The sequence below is a fragment of the Synechococcus sp. CCAP 1479/10 genome (genome assembly GCF_019038515.1).
Taxonomy (GTDB): Bacteria; Cyanobacteriota; Cyanobacteriia; order PCC-6307; family Cyanobiaceae; genus Cyanobium.
In genome coordinates, this window is sequence record NZ_JAFKRJ010000022.1 from 12,278 (window position 1) to 28,184 (window position 15,907).

Here is a 15,907-nt window from a genome sequence, read left to right on the forward strand (position 1 = left end):
CTGTGAGTTTTCTGGCCGGTCTGAACGAGGCCCAGCGGCGGGCGGTCGATCACCACACCGGCCCGTTGCTGGTGGTGGCCGGGGCTGGCAGCGGCAAGACCCGGGCCCTGACCCATCGCATCGCCCACCTGATCGGGCACCACGGCGTCGATCCGGCCCAGGTGCTGGCGGTCACCTTCACCAACAAGGCCGCCCGGGAGATGAAGGAGCGCCTGGAGGTGCTGCTGGCCCAGCGGCTGGCCCAGAGCCAGTTCGGCCAGCCCTGGAGCACCCTGCCGGCCCGGGAGCAGAAGCAGCTGCGCAGCCGCATCTACCGGGAAGTGATCAAGGACCTATGGATCGGCACCTTCCACGCCCTGTTCGCCCGGCTGCTCCGCTTCGACATCGACAAGTTCCGGGACCCCGAAGGACTCACCTGGACGCGCCAGTTCTCCATCTACGACGAGAGCGATGCCCAGAGCCTGGTCAAGGAGATCGTCACCCAGGAGATGCAGCTCGATCCCAAGCGCTTTGAACCGAAGAAGGTGCGCTGGGCGATCAGCAGCGCCAAGAACCAGGGCTGGCTGCCCGAGCGGCTCGAGGAGGAGCACCCCGGCCCCCGCGGCAAGCACGAGGCCGAGGCCTATCGCCGCTACCGGCGCGCCCTGGCCGCCAACAACGCCCTCGATTTCGACGACCTGCTGCTGATGCCGGTGCAGCTGCTGCAGCAGAACGAGCAGATCCGCCACTACTGGCACCGCCGCTTCCGCCACGTGCTGGTGGACGAATACCAGGACACCAACCGCACCCAGTACGACCTGATCAAGCTGCTGGTGGCCAACGGCCATCCCCCCGAGCACTTCGACGACTGGGAGGGCCGCTCCGTGTTCGTGGTGGGCGACGCCGACCAGAGCATCTACAGCTTCAGGGCCGCCGACTTCACGATCCTGATGGGCTTCCAGAAGGAGTTCGGCGACGGCTCCCTCGACGGGGACACCGGCACGATGGTGAAGCTGGAGGAGAACTACCGCTCCACCGCCACGATCCTGGAGGCGGCCAACGCCCTGATCGCCAACAACAGCGAACGGATCGACAAGGTGCTGCGGCCCACCCGCGGCGAGGGGGAGCCCATCAGCCTCACCCGTTGCGACGACGAGATCGCCGAGGCCGAGGCGGTGGTGCACCGGATGCGGATGCTGGAGGCGGCCCACCCCGACCTGCGCTGGGGCGACATGGCCGTGCTGTACCGCACCAACGCCCAGTCCCGCGCCATGGAGGAGTCGCTGGTGCGCTGGGGCCTTCCCTACATCGTGGTGGGGGGCCTGCGCTTCTACGACCGGCGCGAGATCAAGGATGTGCTCGCCTACCTGCGCCTGCTGGTCAACCCGGCCGACACCGTCAGTCTGCTGCGGGTGCTGAACGTGCCCAGGCGCGGCATCGGCAAGACCACCATCGAGCGGCTCACCGATGCGGCCAACCAGCTGGGGCTTCCCCTGTGGGAGGTGGTCAGCGACCCAGAGGCGGTGCGCTCCCTCGCCGGCCGCTCCGCCCGGGGGGTGCTGCAGTTCCAGGAGCTGATCTCCGACCTGAGCCGCCGGCTGCAGGATGCCCCCCCCTCCGAGCTGGTGCAGCGGGTGATGGAGCAGAGCGGCTACCTGGCCGAGCTGCTGGCCGAAGCCACCGACGAATCGGAGGAGCGGCGCCGCAACCTGCAGGAGCTGGTGAATGCGGCCCTCCAGTACCAGGAGGAGAACGAGGAGGGCTCCCTGGAGGGCTTCCTGGCCTCCGCCGCCCTGGCCAGCGACGCCGACAGCAAGGACACCGAAGCCGACCGGGTCACCCTGATGACCCTGCATGCCAGCAAGGGGCTGGAGTTTCCGGTGGTCTTCCTGGTGGGGCTCGAGCAGGGGCTGTTCCCCAGCTACCGCTCCCTGGAGGACCCCGCCGCCCTCGAGGAGGAGCGCCGCCTCTGCTACGTGGGCATCACCCGCGCCAAGGAGCGGCTGTTCCTCTCCCATGCCAGCGAGCGGCGGCTCTGGGGCGGGATGCGGGAGCCGGCGGTGCCGTCGGTGTTCCTCTCCGAGCTGCCTGAGGCCCTGCTCCAGGGCGACATCCCCCGCAGCGGCGGTGCGGCCCTGCGGCGGGAGCAGCGGCTGGAGCGGCTCACCCGGGTGGACCGCGACGACAGCCAGCGGGTCGCGGCCGGCGGCGCGGCTGCTGATCCCGCCAATGCGGTGCGCCGCCGCAGCCCGGCCCGCGCCTGGGCCGTGGGGGATCGGGTGCGCCACAGCAGCTTCGGCGAGGGCCATGTCACGCACCTGTTCGGCAGCGGCGAGAAGACCTCCATCGCCGTGAAGTTCGAAGGCATGGGGCCGAAGATCCTCGATCCGCGCCTGGCTCCGATCGAGCCGGCATGACCATGCCGCTGGTCACCGCCGTGGTGCCCACCCGCAACCGCCGCGAGACCACCCTGCGCTTCCTGGCCGCCATGGCCGGCCAGACCCACGGAGCCCTGCGGGTGGTGGTGGTGGATGCCAACTCCAGCGACGGCACCGTGGCGGCGGTCCGCCGGCAGCATCCCAAGGTGACGGTGGTGACGGCCGGTGACCGGGATTTCTGGGCCGGCGCCACCAACCGGGGCGTCAGGCGAGCCCTGGCGGCCGGCACCGACTACGTGCTCACCATCAACGACGATGCCGTCGTCCCCGCCGATTACGTGGAGCGGATGGTGGCCCTGGCCCAGCGCCATGGCTGCGGCATCCTGGGCAGCCGCATCGACCTGCTGGCCGAGCCCGGGCGGATCTGGGCCCTGGGCACCCGCACCGACTGGGGCACGGACCGCTTCCTGCGCCTGTCCCACCACGACGAGCTGGCCAGCCAGCTGGATCCGGCGCTGGCCGCCGCCGAGGTGCTCGAGGCCGAGGCGATGCCGGGCAACGGGGTGCTGATCCGCCAGGAGGTCTTCCGCCGTGTCGGCCTCTATGACGCCCGCTGGCTGCCCCACTACCACGCCGATTCCGAGTGGGTGATGCGGGCGGTCCGCTGCGGCATCGACGCTCGCGTGACCCCGGGGGTCGTGCTGCTCAACGACTTCGGCGATGAGCAGAAGCGTCTGCCCCTGGGCAGCCTGCGGGGACTGCTGTTCGTCTTCTTCCACCCCAAGTCCCACCTCTACCTGCCGGCGGTGGCCGCCATCCTCTGGCGCCACTGTCCGCCGGCCCAGCGCTGGCGCACCCTGCGGGCCCTGGCGGGCCGCTTCCTCAGGATGAAACGGTGAAGGATGTGCGCGGGTGGGGCGGCTCCGGCCGGCGCAGGAGCCGCCACCAGCACCAGCGCAGGTAATCCCCCAGCCCCCACCAGCGGCCCCGGGCCCGCTCCGGATCGGCCAGGCAGAAGCTGAGGGGGCGGACGGCGTAATAGAGCAGGTTCAGCAGCAGGGCCAGGGGCGTGGCGTGGCGATGCAGGAAGTAGAGCTTGCTGAAGGTGGCGTGCTGGTACTTGGCCCGGGGGGCCCGCCGGGTGATGGCCGACACCTGATGCTCCACCAGCACTGCCTGGGTGACCCGCAGCCGGTAGCCCAGCCGATGGTGGCGCTCGGAGATGTCGGCGTCCTCGTAGTCGAGGAAGTAGCGGGGGTCGAACTGGGGGCACTCCCGCAGCACCCCCAGCTGGAAGATCATGCTGCAGCCGGAGATCCAGCGGGTGGGCCAGGTGCGGACCGGGAGGGGGCGGCAGTCGTCGCCGGGGAAGCGATGGCCGACCTGGCCGGTCCAGCGGTTGAAGCTGCCGTGGCTGAACCAGACATCCCCCTGGGGGTCCCGGATCCGGGTGCCGAGCATGGCGATCTGATCGTCGCCGGACAGGCACTGCCTGACGTAGGCGATCGCCCCTGCTTCGAGGCGGGCATCGGGGTTGATCAGCCAGGCCACCGACCGCCTGTCGGTCTGCCACACGTGGCTGAGCCCCAGATTGCAGCCGCTGCCGAAGCCGAGATTGCCACCGGCTTCGATCAGGGTCACCCGCTGGCGATGGGGTGTGGAGGACAGCCAGTCCTGGACACCGATGTCCTGGGGTGAGTTGTTGACGACGATGAAGCGCAGATCAGGTTCTCCCGAGGCGATGGTGTCCTCGATCAGACCGATGATGAATTCACTGCAGTGATAGTTAATCGTGATGAAATGGATCGGCTGCAGCGCCCGCCCGTCGGTCATTGATAGGTGGAGGGGTAGACGAAGGCACCTGTGATGCCTTTCAGGGCCGCTTCGCGCAGCCTGTTGTTGTAGCTCAGGGGCACTCCGCGTGCGTAGATGAGATCGCGGAAATCATCCGCGAGAGCCTTGACCTCCTGCTGGCGTTCCTCTCCCATGGAATCCAATAGGGCTTCCTTGAACAGGCTGATGGCCTGAGCCATCGTGTAGCTGCCTGCGGTTCCAAGGTCGTGCTTGACAAATGGACAGTGGAGATAGAAAGGGTACAGAAAAGCCGCGATATGACTGGGATTGCCATTTTCAATCAGGTCGGGAACGCTGTAGAGCTCAACCCGTGAGAGGGCCTCTTGTTTGTCGCTTTTGGCCATCAGCTGATTCAGGGAGTAGCCGATCTTCTTCATCTGCGCAGTCCTCGCAGGAGAGGGCATCAGTCGAAGGACTTCCTCGGCGAGAACTCCCGTCTTGTCCGGGCTGGACTGCTCAATGGCCTCCAGGAGCTTGTCGCTGGTGTAAAGGGTCTCGACGGGGTTGAAGCGTCGGTACACCTGCTGTGAAAGTTCAATCTCTCCGTTGTAAATGCAGTGCCCCCGATGGGACAAGGGTAGGTATTTCTTCCAGAAACGGATGAAGGGCCTGGAGAGAAAGACGTCGGGTTTGAGGATCTGAAAATAGGATTGATAGTGGGTCTGAATCTGATGGCTGATGTGGCTGAAGAGGGCTTTCCGGTCGGAGGCGGCGAACTCCTCCACCGACCTGACGAGGGCATCAGCATTCCTTCCCGGGATGAACTGCATCGAGTCGTTCACGACGCAGAGCAGTTGGCAGCGTTGCAGATGCCCCTCCTCCAGAAGCAGCAGGATGCCATCCTTGAAGCCGCCAAAGTCCCGGCCGATGTTGCGCCTGTCGAAGGCGCGCCAGCTGAGGTCGCTGATGCCGTTCTGAGCCTCCTCCTCCGTGGTCTCGTTGTTGATGTAGAGCACCGCAAAGCCGGCCTTGTTCAGTGCTTCGAGATAGGCCCTGTTGGATCGAGTCAACCGCTTCGAATAGGCAACAAAGACGGCGATCCGGGATGGCGTCGTGCCATCGGCAGACGGCTTCCCAATGGGAATCAGTCGCTTCGACGGGCTGCTGCGTGAACCGTTGGGGCCGAGCCAGTACTCGCCCAGGGACGCAAAGTAATCGGTCAGAATGAAGGCCTTGATCTTGATCCTTTTGTAGATTCCAAGCGGCGCTTTGATGAATTTCTTGGCGCTGTCAGTCATGCCGTTAGGGTGTGGCTTGTGGGATTTCGTCGCTTGTGTTCGCTGGCGCTGGATCGCCTCATCGGTTCATCGCCTGGCGATGAGCGGGCGGCTGGCGGAGGCGACGGCCAAGGGCGACGGTTAAAGACGACGGCCAAGGGCGTTTGCCGGCGGACACCTTCCCGAAGTTTCTGTATCGGGACGTCGCACGATGTCGATCGCCCGAGTGTACCGTGCGCCTTCTGGACAGCGCTCCATGGGCCTGCCTTGACGACGGTCTCCGCGATCGATCCCGGGGATCTCTCCTTGCCTCCCCGTCTGCTGGCCGCCTTCCATCGCTCGGCGGACTGCGGCGTGCTGGCCGTCGTGGGCGGCGCCGTGCGGGATCTGCTGCTGCATCGGGTGCATCGCGATCCCCTCCGGGGCCTGCTGGACCTCGACCTGGTGGTGGAGCTGGCCCCGGGGGCCGATCCGGCCGATCCCCGTCCGGCGGCCCATCGTCTCGCCGAGACCCTGCTGGAGGACACCCCGGCCGCGGCGGTGGGCTTCTGCCAGTTCCACCCGGCCTTCGGCACCGTCGAACTGGAGCTCGACGGGATCCTGCTCGACCTCGCCAGCGCCCGCCGCGAGACCTACCCGGCCCCCGGGGAGAACCCCGTGGTGACCGACGGCTCCCTGGAGGAGGACCTGGCCCGCCGCGACTTCAGCATCAATGCGATGGCCCTGGTGTTCGCCAGCTCCGGCCCGGGCCTGCGCCTGCTCGATCCCCATGGAGGCTGGGCCGACCTGGCCCACCGGCAGCTGCGCCTGCTGCACCCCAGAAGTCTGGAAGACGACCCCACCCGGATCGTGCGCGCCGCCCGCTACGCCGCCCGGCTGGGGTTCAGCCTGGCCCCCGCCAGCCTGGAGCAGTTGCGCACCACCCTGGCCCGCTGGCCCTGGGGGGAGGAGAGCCGCTGTGGCGGCACCGGTGACGGACGGGTGCCGCCGGCCCTGGGCACGCGGCTGCGGATGGAGCTGGAACTGCTGCTCGAGCGGGAACCCTGGGAGGCGGCCCTGGGCTGCCTGCAGGCGTGGGGCGCCCTGGTGCTGGTGGACCCGGCGCTGCAGAACGACTCCGGCTGGCGTCGCCGCCTTCGCTGGGCCCGGCGCTGCGGCTTGCCGTCCCTGGCCGCCCTGCTGGCCCCCAGCGACGCGGCGTCCGCCGTGGCGACGCGGCTGCAGCTCCCCCACGGCCAGCAGCGGCTGCTGGCCCAGCTGGCCCTGCTGCGGCAGAGCTGGCAGGCCCTGGAGGCGGCGCCGGCCACGGCCCTGGCCTGGACCGGCTTCCTGGAGCGGCAGGGCTGGTCCGCCGAAGCCGTCGCCCTGGCGCTGGTGAGCGGGGCCCTGCCGCGGCGCCCCCTGCTGCGCTGGTGGTGCCGCTGGCGTCACCTCCCCTCGCCGGTGTCGGCGGCCGATCTGATCGCCGCCGGCCTGCGGCCGGGACCGGCCCTGGGGGAGCGGCTGCGGGAGCTGCGGGGCGAGCGGCTGCGGGACGAGCGGCTCTGAGCCGTTGCCGCAACGGTCAGTCCCGGCAGGTCCCCTAGGGTTTCGGGGCAGCGGCTTCCCCTGCGCCGAATGGCAGCGCTGACCCAACCCTTCCTCCCGCTGCTGCTGGCCGTCGCGGCTCCGCTGCTGTGGGGATGGCGCTGGCGCCGGCCCAGCTGGCAGATGCTGCTGCTGGGCGTGGGCCCCTGGGCCGCCATCGGCTGGCTGTCGCTGCTGCCGGCGGGGCCCACGCTGCGCCAGTCCTATGGCGTGCTGGTCGTGCTTGACCTGCTCGTGGTGGCGGCGGCCCTGGGCATCCGTCCGCTCCGCTGGCGCCAGCGGCTGGCGGACCCGGCCCTGGTGCGGCCGTTGCTGGCGGTGCTGGCTCCTGCCCTGGTGTGTGCGCTCGCCCTGGCGCGGCGCGGGGTGGTCTTTGAGTTTCCCTCCGATGGCTTCGTCTACTACACGACCTACTTCGGCAGCGACCTGCTCGACACGGTGCGCCTCGACCCGTTGCACTACCGCTCGCCGGCCAACTGGTTCTTCACCGCGGCCAGCTTCCTGTTCGGCTTCCCCGACGCCCTCGCCCCCTGGCGGGCCAGCCTGCTGGCGGGGCTGAACACCTTCCTGGTGCTCGTCGCCAGCTGCCAGCTCAGCCTGCGACTCGGCGGCCGGGTGGCCCTCTGCTGGCTCACGGCCCTGCTGTTCCTGCTGGGCATGGGGCACCAGAACTTCAGCTTCTTCCACCAGATCGCCCTGAACGGCACCCTGCCCGGGCTGGCCCTGGTGCTGGCTGCCGCCACGCCGCTGCTGGGGCTGCTGCAGCGGCCACGCTGGCCCGGTGCCCGCCCCCTGGCCGCGGCGACGGCGCTGCTGCTGGGGTCCGCCTATCTCGCCTATCACGCCCATGGGGTGACCGCCTTCCTCACGGTCAACCTGCTGGTCGTCACCACGGCCGCCTGCCTGGTGGTCTGGCCCTCACGGCGGCGCCTGCTGGCCGGCGTCGCCGGCGCCGGACTGCTGCTCATGGCCCTCCACCGCCTGCCCTGGCACCCCAGGCTCGAATCCTTCTACGACTGGCCGGAGACCATGCGCTTCGTCCACGACTACCGGGTTCTGGGCCACCGCTTCTTCTATTTCTGGCCCAGCCTGCCGGTGGCGACCTGGGAGCCGGCCTTTCTGGCGGCGCTCGGGCTGTCCCTGGCCTGTGCCGTGGCCTGGAGGGGCCGGTGCCGCCCCCCCTGCGGGGTGCTGGCCCTGGCGCTGCTGGCACCGCTGGTGCTGCTGGAGTGGTGGGCCCCCTTCGTCAGCGATCTGGTCTTCAAGCTGATCGAACCGGACAGCGCCTACCGGCTGGTGTGGACGAGCCTGTTCTGGATCAGCATCCCGGCGATGGCCCGGGCGCTCGATCCCGGCGAGCGGCGGGACGGCTCCAGGGGATGGTCCCTGCAGCGAGGGATCCTGATGGTGATGCTGGCCGCCCTGATCGCCGTGCTGACGGTTCCGATCGGGCTGCCGGGGCGACCCAATGTGTTCGCCTCCAAGGTGCCCCACCTGCTCACCCCCCTGGAGGAGGTGCGGCCAGCGGATGGCGCCACCATCGAACCGATCCTCGGGCCCCTGCGGGAGTTGTGCGGGCGGGAGCCGCGGCTGCAGGGCCGGACCCTGCTCAGCGATCCCTACGTCGGCGCGGTGCTGGGCACCCGCCAGTGCCTGGCTCCGCTGGCCGCCAGGGACATCACTAAGCTGGCGGCGCCCACGGTGGAAACGGGCCAGTACCCGGGGCTCCAGAGCGCCTTGGGCTCACCCGTCACCCTGCGGGCCTGGCTCGATGAGCGCCGGGTGGATGTGGTGGTGCTCCGCGATGCCTACGTGCCCTACGAGAGCCGGATCGCCCGGGCCAGCACCCACTGGCAGCCGGATCTGCTGAGTCGCTATGGCGATCTCTCCCTCAACCGTCTGTCCACGGCCCAGCTCGCCCGGGTGGGATTCCAGCTGGTGCGGCACGAGCACGGGATCAGGGTGTACCTCAGGACACAGGCTGCGCCTGGATGAGGGACCGCCCGGGCTGCCGGTCGCTCCCGCGATAACCCTCGGGATTGGCGCTCTGCCAGGCCCAGCCATCGCGGCAGATGTCCGCCAGGGAGCGCTTGGTCCGCCAGCCCATGCGCCGCTCCGCCTCGCGGTGATCGGCAACGCTGATGGCGGAATCCCCCGGTCGGCGATCCACCACCGCGTAGGGCAGGGTGAGGCCGTTGGTGGCCTCGAAGCTGCGCACCAGATCGAGCACCGAATGGCCGCAACCGCTGCCGAGATTGAGGGTGAGCAGCTGGGGTGGCTCCGCCTGGAGCACCTCGAGGGCCCGGCCGTGGCCCTCCGCCAGATCCATCACGTGCAGGTAGTCGCGGACGCCCGTGCCGTCGGGGGTGGGCCAGTCGCCGCCGAACACCTCCAGCTGCTGGCGGCGCCCTGCCGCCACCTGGCAGAGGAACGGAAACAGATTGTTGGGGCGGCCGTTGGGGTCCTCGCCGATGAGTCCGCTGGGGTGGGCGCCCACCGGATTGAAGTAACGCAGCAGGGCGATGCGCCAGCCGGGGGTGCTGGCGGCCACATCGGCCAGCATCCTTTCGACCGCCCCCTTGGTGTAGCCGTAGGGATTGATCGGCTGCAGCGGCGCCGTCTCGGGGATCGGCACCCGGTCGGTGATCCCATAGAGGGTGGCGCTGCTGCTGAAGACGAGCGTCTGGCAGCCGTGGCGGCCCATGGCCTCCAGCAACCGGACCGCACCGACGACGTTCACGTCCCAGTAGCGCAGGGGCTGCCCCATCGACTCCCCCACCGCCTTGAGGCCGGCGAAGTGGAGCACGGCGTCGATGCCGCTGTCGCCCCCTCCCCCGTCTTCAAAGGCCCGGTCGAGATCCTGGGGGGAGCGCACATCTCCTTTCAGCAGGGTGAGCCGGGCCGGCTGCCCCTCTCCCGCGGCCCACTGCTCCGGCGCCAGCTGCCGCCAGCTCCCCAGCCTGGCCAGCTCGCTGACGCGGCGCAGGGCTTCGGGACTGCCGTTGCTGAAGTCGTCGATCACCACCACCCGGTGGCCGGCCTCCAGCAGCACCAGACAGGTGTGACTGCCGATGAATCCGGCCCCTCCCGTGAGCAGCACCGTGGTCAAGGACCGACCCCCGTCAGGCTCTCGATCTCAACTTACCTGTGCTTAACCTTCGTCACCGTTCCGGAGACGCCCCCCGCCATCGCCCGGCCACGGCCAAAGCCGGGCAATGGCGGTAATGTCCCCGCAGCACTGCCATCCCCCATGGACCCGGCCCATCCGCCGATTCGCACCATCTGTTGCATCGGAGCGGGTTATGTGGGGGGACCGACGATGGCGGTGATCGCCGATCGTTGCCCCGGGATTCAGGTCACGGTGGTCGACCTCAATGCCGAGCGGATCGCCGCCTGGAATGATCCGGATCTGGGCCGGCTGCCGGTGTACGAACCCGGGCTCGATGCGGTGGTGGGCCGGGCCAGGGGGCGCAACCTCCACTTCACCACCGAGGTCGATGCGGCCATCGCCGCCGCCGACATGGTGTTTCTCTCGGTGAACACCCCCACCAAGACCAAGGGCGTGGGGGCCGGCCAGGCCAGCGACCTGCGCTGGATCGAGGCCTCGGCCCGCCAGGTGGCCGCCTCCGCCCGGGGCCACACGATCGTGGTGGAGAAGAGCACCCTGCCGGTGCGCACCGCCGAGACCGTGAAGGCGATCCTGGGGGCCGCCCAGCAGAACCGCCCGGAGGGCGATCGCAGGCAAGCCAAGACCTTTGCGGTGCTCTCCAATCCTGAATTCCTGGCCGAGGGCACGGCGGTCGCCGACCTCGAGGCCCCCGACCGGGTGCTGATCGGCGGCGAAGACCCCGCAGCGATTGAATCCCTGGCCGGGATCTACGGCACCTGGGTGCCCCAGGAGCGGATCCTGCGCACCAATCTCTGGAGCAGCGAGCTGTCCAAGCTCACCGCCAACGCCTATCTGGCCCAGAGGATCTCCTCGATCAACAGCATTGCCGCCCTGTGCGAAGCCACCGGGGCCGACGTGCGCGAGGTGGGCCGCGCCATCGGCACCGATTCCAGGATCGGTGCCAGGTTCCTTCAGGCCGGACCCGGCTTCGGCGGCAGCTGCTTCCAGAAGGACATCCTCAACCTGGTGTACCTCTGCCGCCACTACGGGCTGGAGGAGGTGGCGGGCTACTGGGAGCAGGTGGTGACCCTCAACACCTGGCAGCAGGACCGCATCGCCCGGCTGGTGGTCCAGCGCCTGTTCGGCACCGTCACCGGCAAGCGGCTGGCGGTGCTGGGCTTCGCCTTCAAGGCGGACACCAACGACACCCGGGAGGCGCCGGCCATCCGCATCTGCCAGGACCTGATCGAGGAGGGGGCTCGCCTGGTGATCGTGGATCCCAAGGTGTCAGCCGCCCAGATCGCCGAGGACCTCGGCCAGCCCCCCTCGCCGGCCGACGGCGGCTGGCAGACGGCGGGATCGCCCCTGGAGGCCGCCGCCGGCGCCGATGCCGTGGTGATCCTCACCGAGTGGCGCGACTACGCTCGGCTCGACTGGGGGGCGATCGCGGCCCAGATGCGTCGCCCGGCCTGGCTGTTCGACGCCAGGGCCATCGCCGATGCCGCTGCCGCCCGGGCGGCGGGTCTTAACGTCTGGCGGGTGGGTGAGGGCTGAGTGACGCGGCGCAATCTGATCACGGGCGGGGCCGGCTTCCTCGGTTCCCATCTGGTCGACCGGCTGATGGAGGCTGGCGAGGAGGTGATCTGCCTCGACAACTTCTACACCGGTCGCAAGGACAACATCCGCCACTGGCTGGGTCACCCCCAGTTCGAGCTGATCCGCCACGACGTCACCGAGCCGATCCGCCTGGAGATCGACCGCATCTGGCATCTCGCCTGCCCGGCGTCGCCCGTGCATTACCAGTCGAACCCGATCAAGACGGCCAAGACCAGCTTCCTCGGCACCTACAACATGCTCGGCCTGGCGCGTCGCGTCGGCGCCCGGCTGCTGCTGGCCAGCACCAGCGAGGTCTACGGCGATCCGGAGGTCCATCCCCAGCCCGAGAGCTACCGGGGCTGCGTCAACACCATCGGCATCCGCTCCTGCTACGACGAAGGCAAGCGGATCGCCGAGACGCTCTGCTTCGATTACCAGCGCATGCACGGCACCGAGATCCGTGTGATGCGGATCTTCAACACCTACGGGCCCCGGATGCTCCCCGACGACGGTCGGGTGGTGAGCAACTTCATTGTCCAGGCCCTGCAGGGTCTGCCCCTCACCCTCTATGGCGACGGCAGCCAGACCCGCTCCTTCTGCTACGTGGATGACCTGATCGAGGGCATGATCCGGCTGATGAACGGCGAGCACACCGGCCCGATCAACATCGGCAACCCCGGTGAGTTCACCATCCGCCAGCTGGCCGAGAAGGTCCGCGAGCGGATCCAGCCCTCCCTGGAGCTCACCACCCAGCCCCTGCCCCAGGACGATCCCCTGCAGCGCCAGCCCGTGATCGACCTGGCCCGTGAGCTGCTCGGCTGGGAGCCGAAGGTGAGCCTGGACGAGGGACTGGAGCCCACCATCGCCTACTTCCGGGAACGGGTGCGGGCGGGCCGTTGACCGCGAAAGGGCCGATCCTCGTCACCGGGGTCGCCGGCTTCATCGGCGCGGCGGCGGCCGAGCGGTTGCTGGCCCGGGGCGAGCGGGTGGTGGGGCTCGACAATCTCAACGCCTACTACGACCCGGCCCTGAAGCGGGCCCGTCTGGAGCGGCTGGAGGCCCTGGCTCCGGCGGGCGCCTTCGCCTTCCATCCCCTCGATCTGGTGGACGCCGAAGCGGTGGCGGCCCTGTTCGCCGCCGAGCGGCCCGCCCGGGTGCTGCATCTGGCCGCCCAGGCCGGGGTGCGGCACTCGATCGACAACCCGGCGCTCTACATCCAGAGCAACCTGGTGGGGTTCGGCACGGTGCTCGAAGGCTGTCGCCACGCGGGTGTGGAGCATCTGGTGTATGCCTCCAGCAGCTCGATCTACGGCGGCAATCGCCACATGCCCTTCCGCGAGCAGGACCCGGTGAACCACCCGGTGAGCCTGTATGCGGCCACCAAGAAGGCCAATGAACTGATGGCCCACACCTACAGCCACCTCTACGGTCTGCCGGCCACCGGCCTGCGCTTCTTCACCGTCTATGGCCCCTGGGGCCGGCCCGACATGGCGCCGATGCTGTTCGCCCGCGCGATCCTGGCCGGCGATCCGATCCGGGTGTTCAACCACGGCCGCATGGAGCGGGATTTCACCTACATCGACGACATCGTCGAAGGGGTGATCCGCTGCCTCGACAAGCCCGCCACGGCGGATCCGGCCTTCGATCCCCTGCATCCCGACCCCGCCACGGCCGCCGCCCCCCACCGGGTCTTCAACATCGGCAATGCCCGGCCCGTGCCCCTGCTGCGGTTCATCGACCTGCTCGAGCAGGCCCTCGGCCGTCCGGCGATCCGGGATCTGCAGCCCATGCAGCCCGGGGACGTGCCGGCCACCGCCGCCGACACCACCGCCCTGGAGTCCTGGGTGGGGTTCCGTCCCTCCACGGCGATCGAAACCGGGATCGGGCAGTTCGCCGCCTGGTACCGCTCCTTCCACGGCGTCTGAGCCGACCCCTTCGGGCACAATGGGTCGCTGTCGATCCGCACCGTCTTGAAACCGCTCCAGAGTCTGCGGGGCATGGTCGACCTGCTGCCCGGTCAGACCCCCTTCTGGCAGCGGATCGAAGCCACCGCCCGGGAGCACTTCCGTCGGGCCGCCGTCGAGGAGATCCGCACGCCCCTGCTCGAGGTGACCGAGCTGTTCGCCCGGGGCATCGGCGAGGCCACCGACGTGGTGGGCAAGGAGATGTACAGCTTCGAGGACCGCGGCGCCCGCAGCTGCACCCTGCGGCCCGAGGGCACCGCCTCGGTGGTGCGGGCCGCGATCCAGCATGGCCTGGTGGCCCAGGGACCCCAGCGGCTCTGGTACGGCGGGCCGATGTTCCGCTACGAGAGGCCCCAGGCCGGCCGGCAGCGGCAGTTCCACCAGATCGGCCTGGAGTTCCTCGGCCACGGCGATCCCCGCAGCGACGTCGAGGCCATCGCCATCGCCTGGGATCTGCTGATGGATCTGGGGGTGGGGGGCCTGTCCCTGGAGCTCAACTCCCTCGGCAGTCCCGAGGACCGGCAGCGCTATCGGGCCGAACTGGTGGCCTGGCTGGAGGCCCACCGGGAGCGCCTGGATCCCGATTCGCAGCAGCGGATCGCCACCAACCCCCTGCGGGTGCTCGATTCCAAGAACCCCGACACCCAGGCCCTGCTGGCCGGCGCCCCCACCCTGGCCGATGCCCTCAGCGGCGAGAGCCATGAACGCTTTCTAAGGGTGCGCCAGGGCCTGGAGGCGCTCGCCATCCCGTTCGAGCTGAATCCGCGGTTGGTGCGGGGGCTTGATTATTACGGCCACACCGCCTTCGAGATCACCAGCAGCCAGCTCGGGGCGCAGGCGACGGTGTGCGGCGGCGGTCGCTACGACGGCCTGGTGGAGCAGCTGGGCGGGCCCCCCACGCCGGCCATCGGCTGGGCCCTGGGCATGGAGAGGCTGGTGCTGCTGCTCAGCCAGGCGATGGAAGCGGGCACCCAGGCTCCAGTGACGGCCGCCCAACCCGACCTCTATGTGGTGAACCGGGGGGCCCTGGGAGAGGCCTGCGCCCTGGAGCTCGCCAGGTGCTGTCGCCAGCGCCCTGGGGCTCCGCTGGCGGTGCAGCTGGATCTCAGCGGCGCTGGGTTCGACAAACAGCTCAAGCGGGCCCGCAGGAGCGGCGCCCGCTGGGCCCTGCTGCTGGGCGATGAGGAAGCCGGGGCCGGCCAGGTGCGGCTGATGCCCCTGGCCAGCGAGGCTGGAACAGGGGATCGGGTCCTGAGCCGGGAGGCGTTTCTGGCCCTGCCGCCGGAGGAGCTGCGTCGCCAGGGATGAACCGCCCCGCTGGAGCCCACGGCCTCAACCATGGCAACAGGATCATGGCCAACAAAAAGCGGATCCCTGGGGATCCGCTGGATGGGTCACTGGGGGCAGCGCGCTGGCCACCGTCCCATCAGGCCGAACCGACACCCACATAGGAGCCGTAGAAGAACAGACCGACCACAAAGATCACGGCCATGCCACCGGCGGTGGCGACCATCCAGAGCGGCAGGACCCCTTCGGTCCACCGGCTCTTCCAGGCCACGGCCGGGCGGCCGTCGGGAAGGCGGTCGGGGATCCGGCCGTCAGGAAGTGAGGATTTCTTGCCGCTCATGGATGGGGTGCCTCCCGATCAGTTGAAGAAGTAGCTGGAGAAGAGGATGCCGATGACGAACACGAACAGCAGGCCCAGATAGAGGCTGGTGCGGTTCAGCTCGACCGGCAGGTTGTTGGGGTTGGGATTGCGCTGCATGGATGTCTCAGCGACGGACGAACTGCATGGCCGCCAGGGCACCCAGGAAGAAGACCGTGGGAATGCCGAGGGCGTGGACGGAAAGCCAGCGCACCGTGAAGATCGGATAGTTGCGCGGCGTGGTGGGGGCGGTGGACTGGGTCATGGTTCCTGGAGGCGCAGATCAAGGCTGCTCTTGCCCTCGTAACGCTGACTCACAACGGGAGCCTTGGTTTCCTGGGCCTGGAAGTAGGCATCGGGACGGGGCGTGCCGAAGGCGTCGTAGGCCAGGCCGGTCGACACGAACAGAAAGCCCGCCAGGAAGATGGCCGGCAGGGTCACCGCATGGATGACCCAGTAGCGGATGCTTGTGATGATCTCGAAGAACGGGCGTTCCCCTGTGGAGCCGGCAGCCATAGCAACAAGCGTTCAGCCAGGAGATCCTAGGGGTCGATCGGGGGGCTCCGCCAGCCGGGCGG

General features: G+C 69.2%; 15 protein-coding genes. 8 read left to right on the forward strand and 7 right to left on the reverse strand.

Annotated features, from left to right (window positions below):
* Positions 1-2 precede the first annotated feature (2 nt).
* Together KUG39_RS05955 and KUG39_RS05960 are read left to right on the forward strand one after the other, a co-directional pair.
* Complete coding sequence (locus KUG39_RS05955) at positions 3-2,396, forward strand: UvrD-helicase domain-containing protein (RefSeq protein ID WP_216913655.1); 2,394 nt, start codon at positions 3-5, stop codon at positions 2,394-2,396.
* The gene (locus KUG39_RS05960; protein WP_216913565.1) at positions 2,393-3,256 is read left to right on the forward strand and encodes a glycosyltransferase family 2 protein; all 864 of its coding nucleotides are present in this window, start codon (positions 2,393-2,395) and stop codon (positions 3,254-3,256) included. The genes KUG39_RS05955 and KUG39_RS05960 overlap by 4 nt, the downstream gene beginning before the upstream one ends.
* Here the strand turns inward: KUG39_RS05960 and KUG39_RS05965 are convergent.
* A complete protein-coding gene (locus KUG39_RS05965) occupies positions 3,240-4,190 on the reverse strand; it encodes a glycosyltransferase family protein (RefSeq protein ID WP_216913567.1) in 951 nt (316 codons plus the stop codon). The two genes, KUG39_RS05960 and KUG39_RS05965, sit on opposite strands and share 17 nt — an antisense overlap.
* Positions 4,187-5,449 (reverse strand): rhamnan synthesis F family protein, encoded by a 1,263-nt coding sequence (locus tag KUG39_RS05970; protein ID WP_216913569.1) that lies wholly within the window; start codon positions 5,447-5,449, stop codon positions 4,187-4,189. The genes KUG39_RS05965 and KUG39_RS05970 overlap by 4 nt, the downstream gene beginning before the upstream one ends.
* Before the next feature lie 246 nt (positions 5,450-5,695).
* Here KUG39_RS05970 and KUG39_RS05975 point away from each other — a divergent pair, with 246 nt between their 5' ends.
* A complete protein-coding gene (locus KUG39_RS05975; RefSeq protein WP_216913571.1) occupies positions 5,696-6,976 on the forward strand; it encodes a tRNA nucleotidyltransferase/poly(A) polymerase family protein in 1,281 nt (426 codons plus the stop codon).
* Between the two features lie 69 nt (positions 6,977-7,045).
* A complete protein-coding gene (locus KUG39_RS05980; RefSeq protein WP_216913573.1) occupies positions 7,046-9,010 on the forward strand; it encodes a hypothetical protein in 1,965 nt (654 codons plus the stop codon).
* Here the strand turns inward: KUG39_RS05980 and galE are convergent.
* Positions 8,985-10,124: a UDP-glucose 4-epimerase GalE gene (galE, locus tag KUG39_RS05985; RefSeq protein WP_216913575.1), complete on the reverse strand. Its 1,140-nt coding sequence runs from the start codon at positions 10,122-10,124 to the stop codon at positions 8,985-8,987. The genes KUG39_RS05980 and galE overlap by 26 nt on opposite strands.
* 141 nt (positions 10,125-10,265) lie before the next feature.
* Between galE and KUG39_RS05990 the strand changes: the two genes are divergently transcribed.
* From KUG39_RS05990 to hisS, 4 genes are read left to right on the forward strand one after another with little or no spacing between them, the layout of a single operon-like run.
* Positions 10,266-11,678, forward strand: coding sequence for a nucleotide sugar dehydrogenase (locus KUG39_RS05990; protein ID WP_094584358.1), 1,413 nt, complete (start codon positions 10,266-10,268; stop codon positions 11,676-11,678).
* Entirely contained in the window at positions 11,679-12,620 is a 942-nt protein-coding gene (locus KUG39_RS05995; protein ID WP_094584359.1) for a UDP-glucuronic acid decarboxylase family protein, read from the forward strand.
* A complete protein-coding gene (locus KUG39_RS06000; protein WP_216913576.1) occupies positions 12,617-13,645 on the forward strand; it encodes an NAD-dependent epimerase in 1,029 nt (342 codons plus the stop codon). The genes KUG39_RS05995 and KUG39_RS06000 overlap by 4 nt, the downstream gene beginning before the upstream one ends.
* Before the next feature lie 45 nt (positions 13,646-13,690).
* Positions 13,691-14,992, forward strand: a complete 1,302-nt coding sequence (hisS, locus tag KUG39_RS06005) for a histidine--tRNA ligase (protein ID WP_216913578.1) — start codon at positions 13,691-13,693, stop codon at positions 14,990-14,992.
* Between the two features lie 118 nt (positions 14,993-15,110).
* Here the strand turns inward: hisS and KUG39_RS06010 are convergent, their stop codons facing one another.
* From KUG39_RS06010 to psbE, 4 genes are read right to left on the reverse strand one after another with little or no spacing between them, the layout of a single operon-like run.
* Positions 15,111-15,311: a photosystem II reaction center protein J gene (locus KUG39_RS06010; RefSeq protein ID WP_015109703.1), complete on the reverse strand. Its 201-nt coding sequence runs from the start codon at positions 15,309-15,311 to the stop codon at positions 15,111-15,113.
* 18 nt (positions 15,312-15,329) lie between these two features.
* On the reverse strand, positions 15,330-15,449 hold the full coding sequence (psbL, locus tag KUG39_RS06015) for a photosystem II reaction center protein PsbL (protein ID WP_015109702.1): 120 nt from the start codon (positions 15,447-15,449) through the stop codon (positions 15,330-15,332).
* Between the two features lie 7 nt (positions 15,450-15,456).
* Positions 15,457-15,594: a cytochrome b559 subunit beta gene (gene psbF, locus KUG39_RS06020; RefSeq protein ID WP_015109701.1), complete on the reverse strand. Its 138-nt coding sequence runs from the start codon at positions 15,592-15,594 to the stop codon at positions 15,457-15,459.
* Complete coding sequence (gene psbE, locus KUG39_RS06025) at positions 15,591-15,845, reverse strand: cytochrome b559 subunit alpha (RefSeq protein WP_015109700.1); 255 nt, start codon at positions 15,843-15,845, stop codon at positions 15,591-15,593. The genes psbF and psbE overlap by 4 nt, the downstream gene beginning before the upstream one ends.
* Positions 15,846-15,907 lie beyond the last annotated feature (62 nt).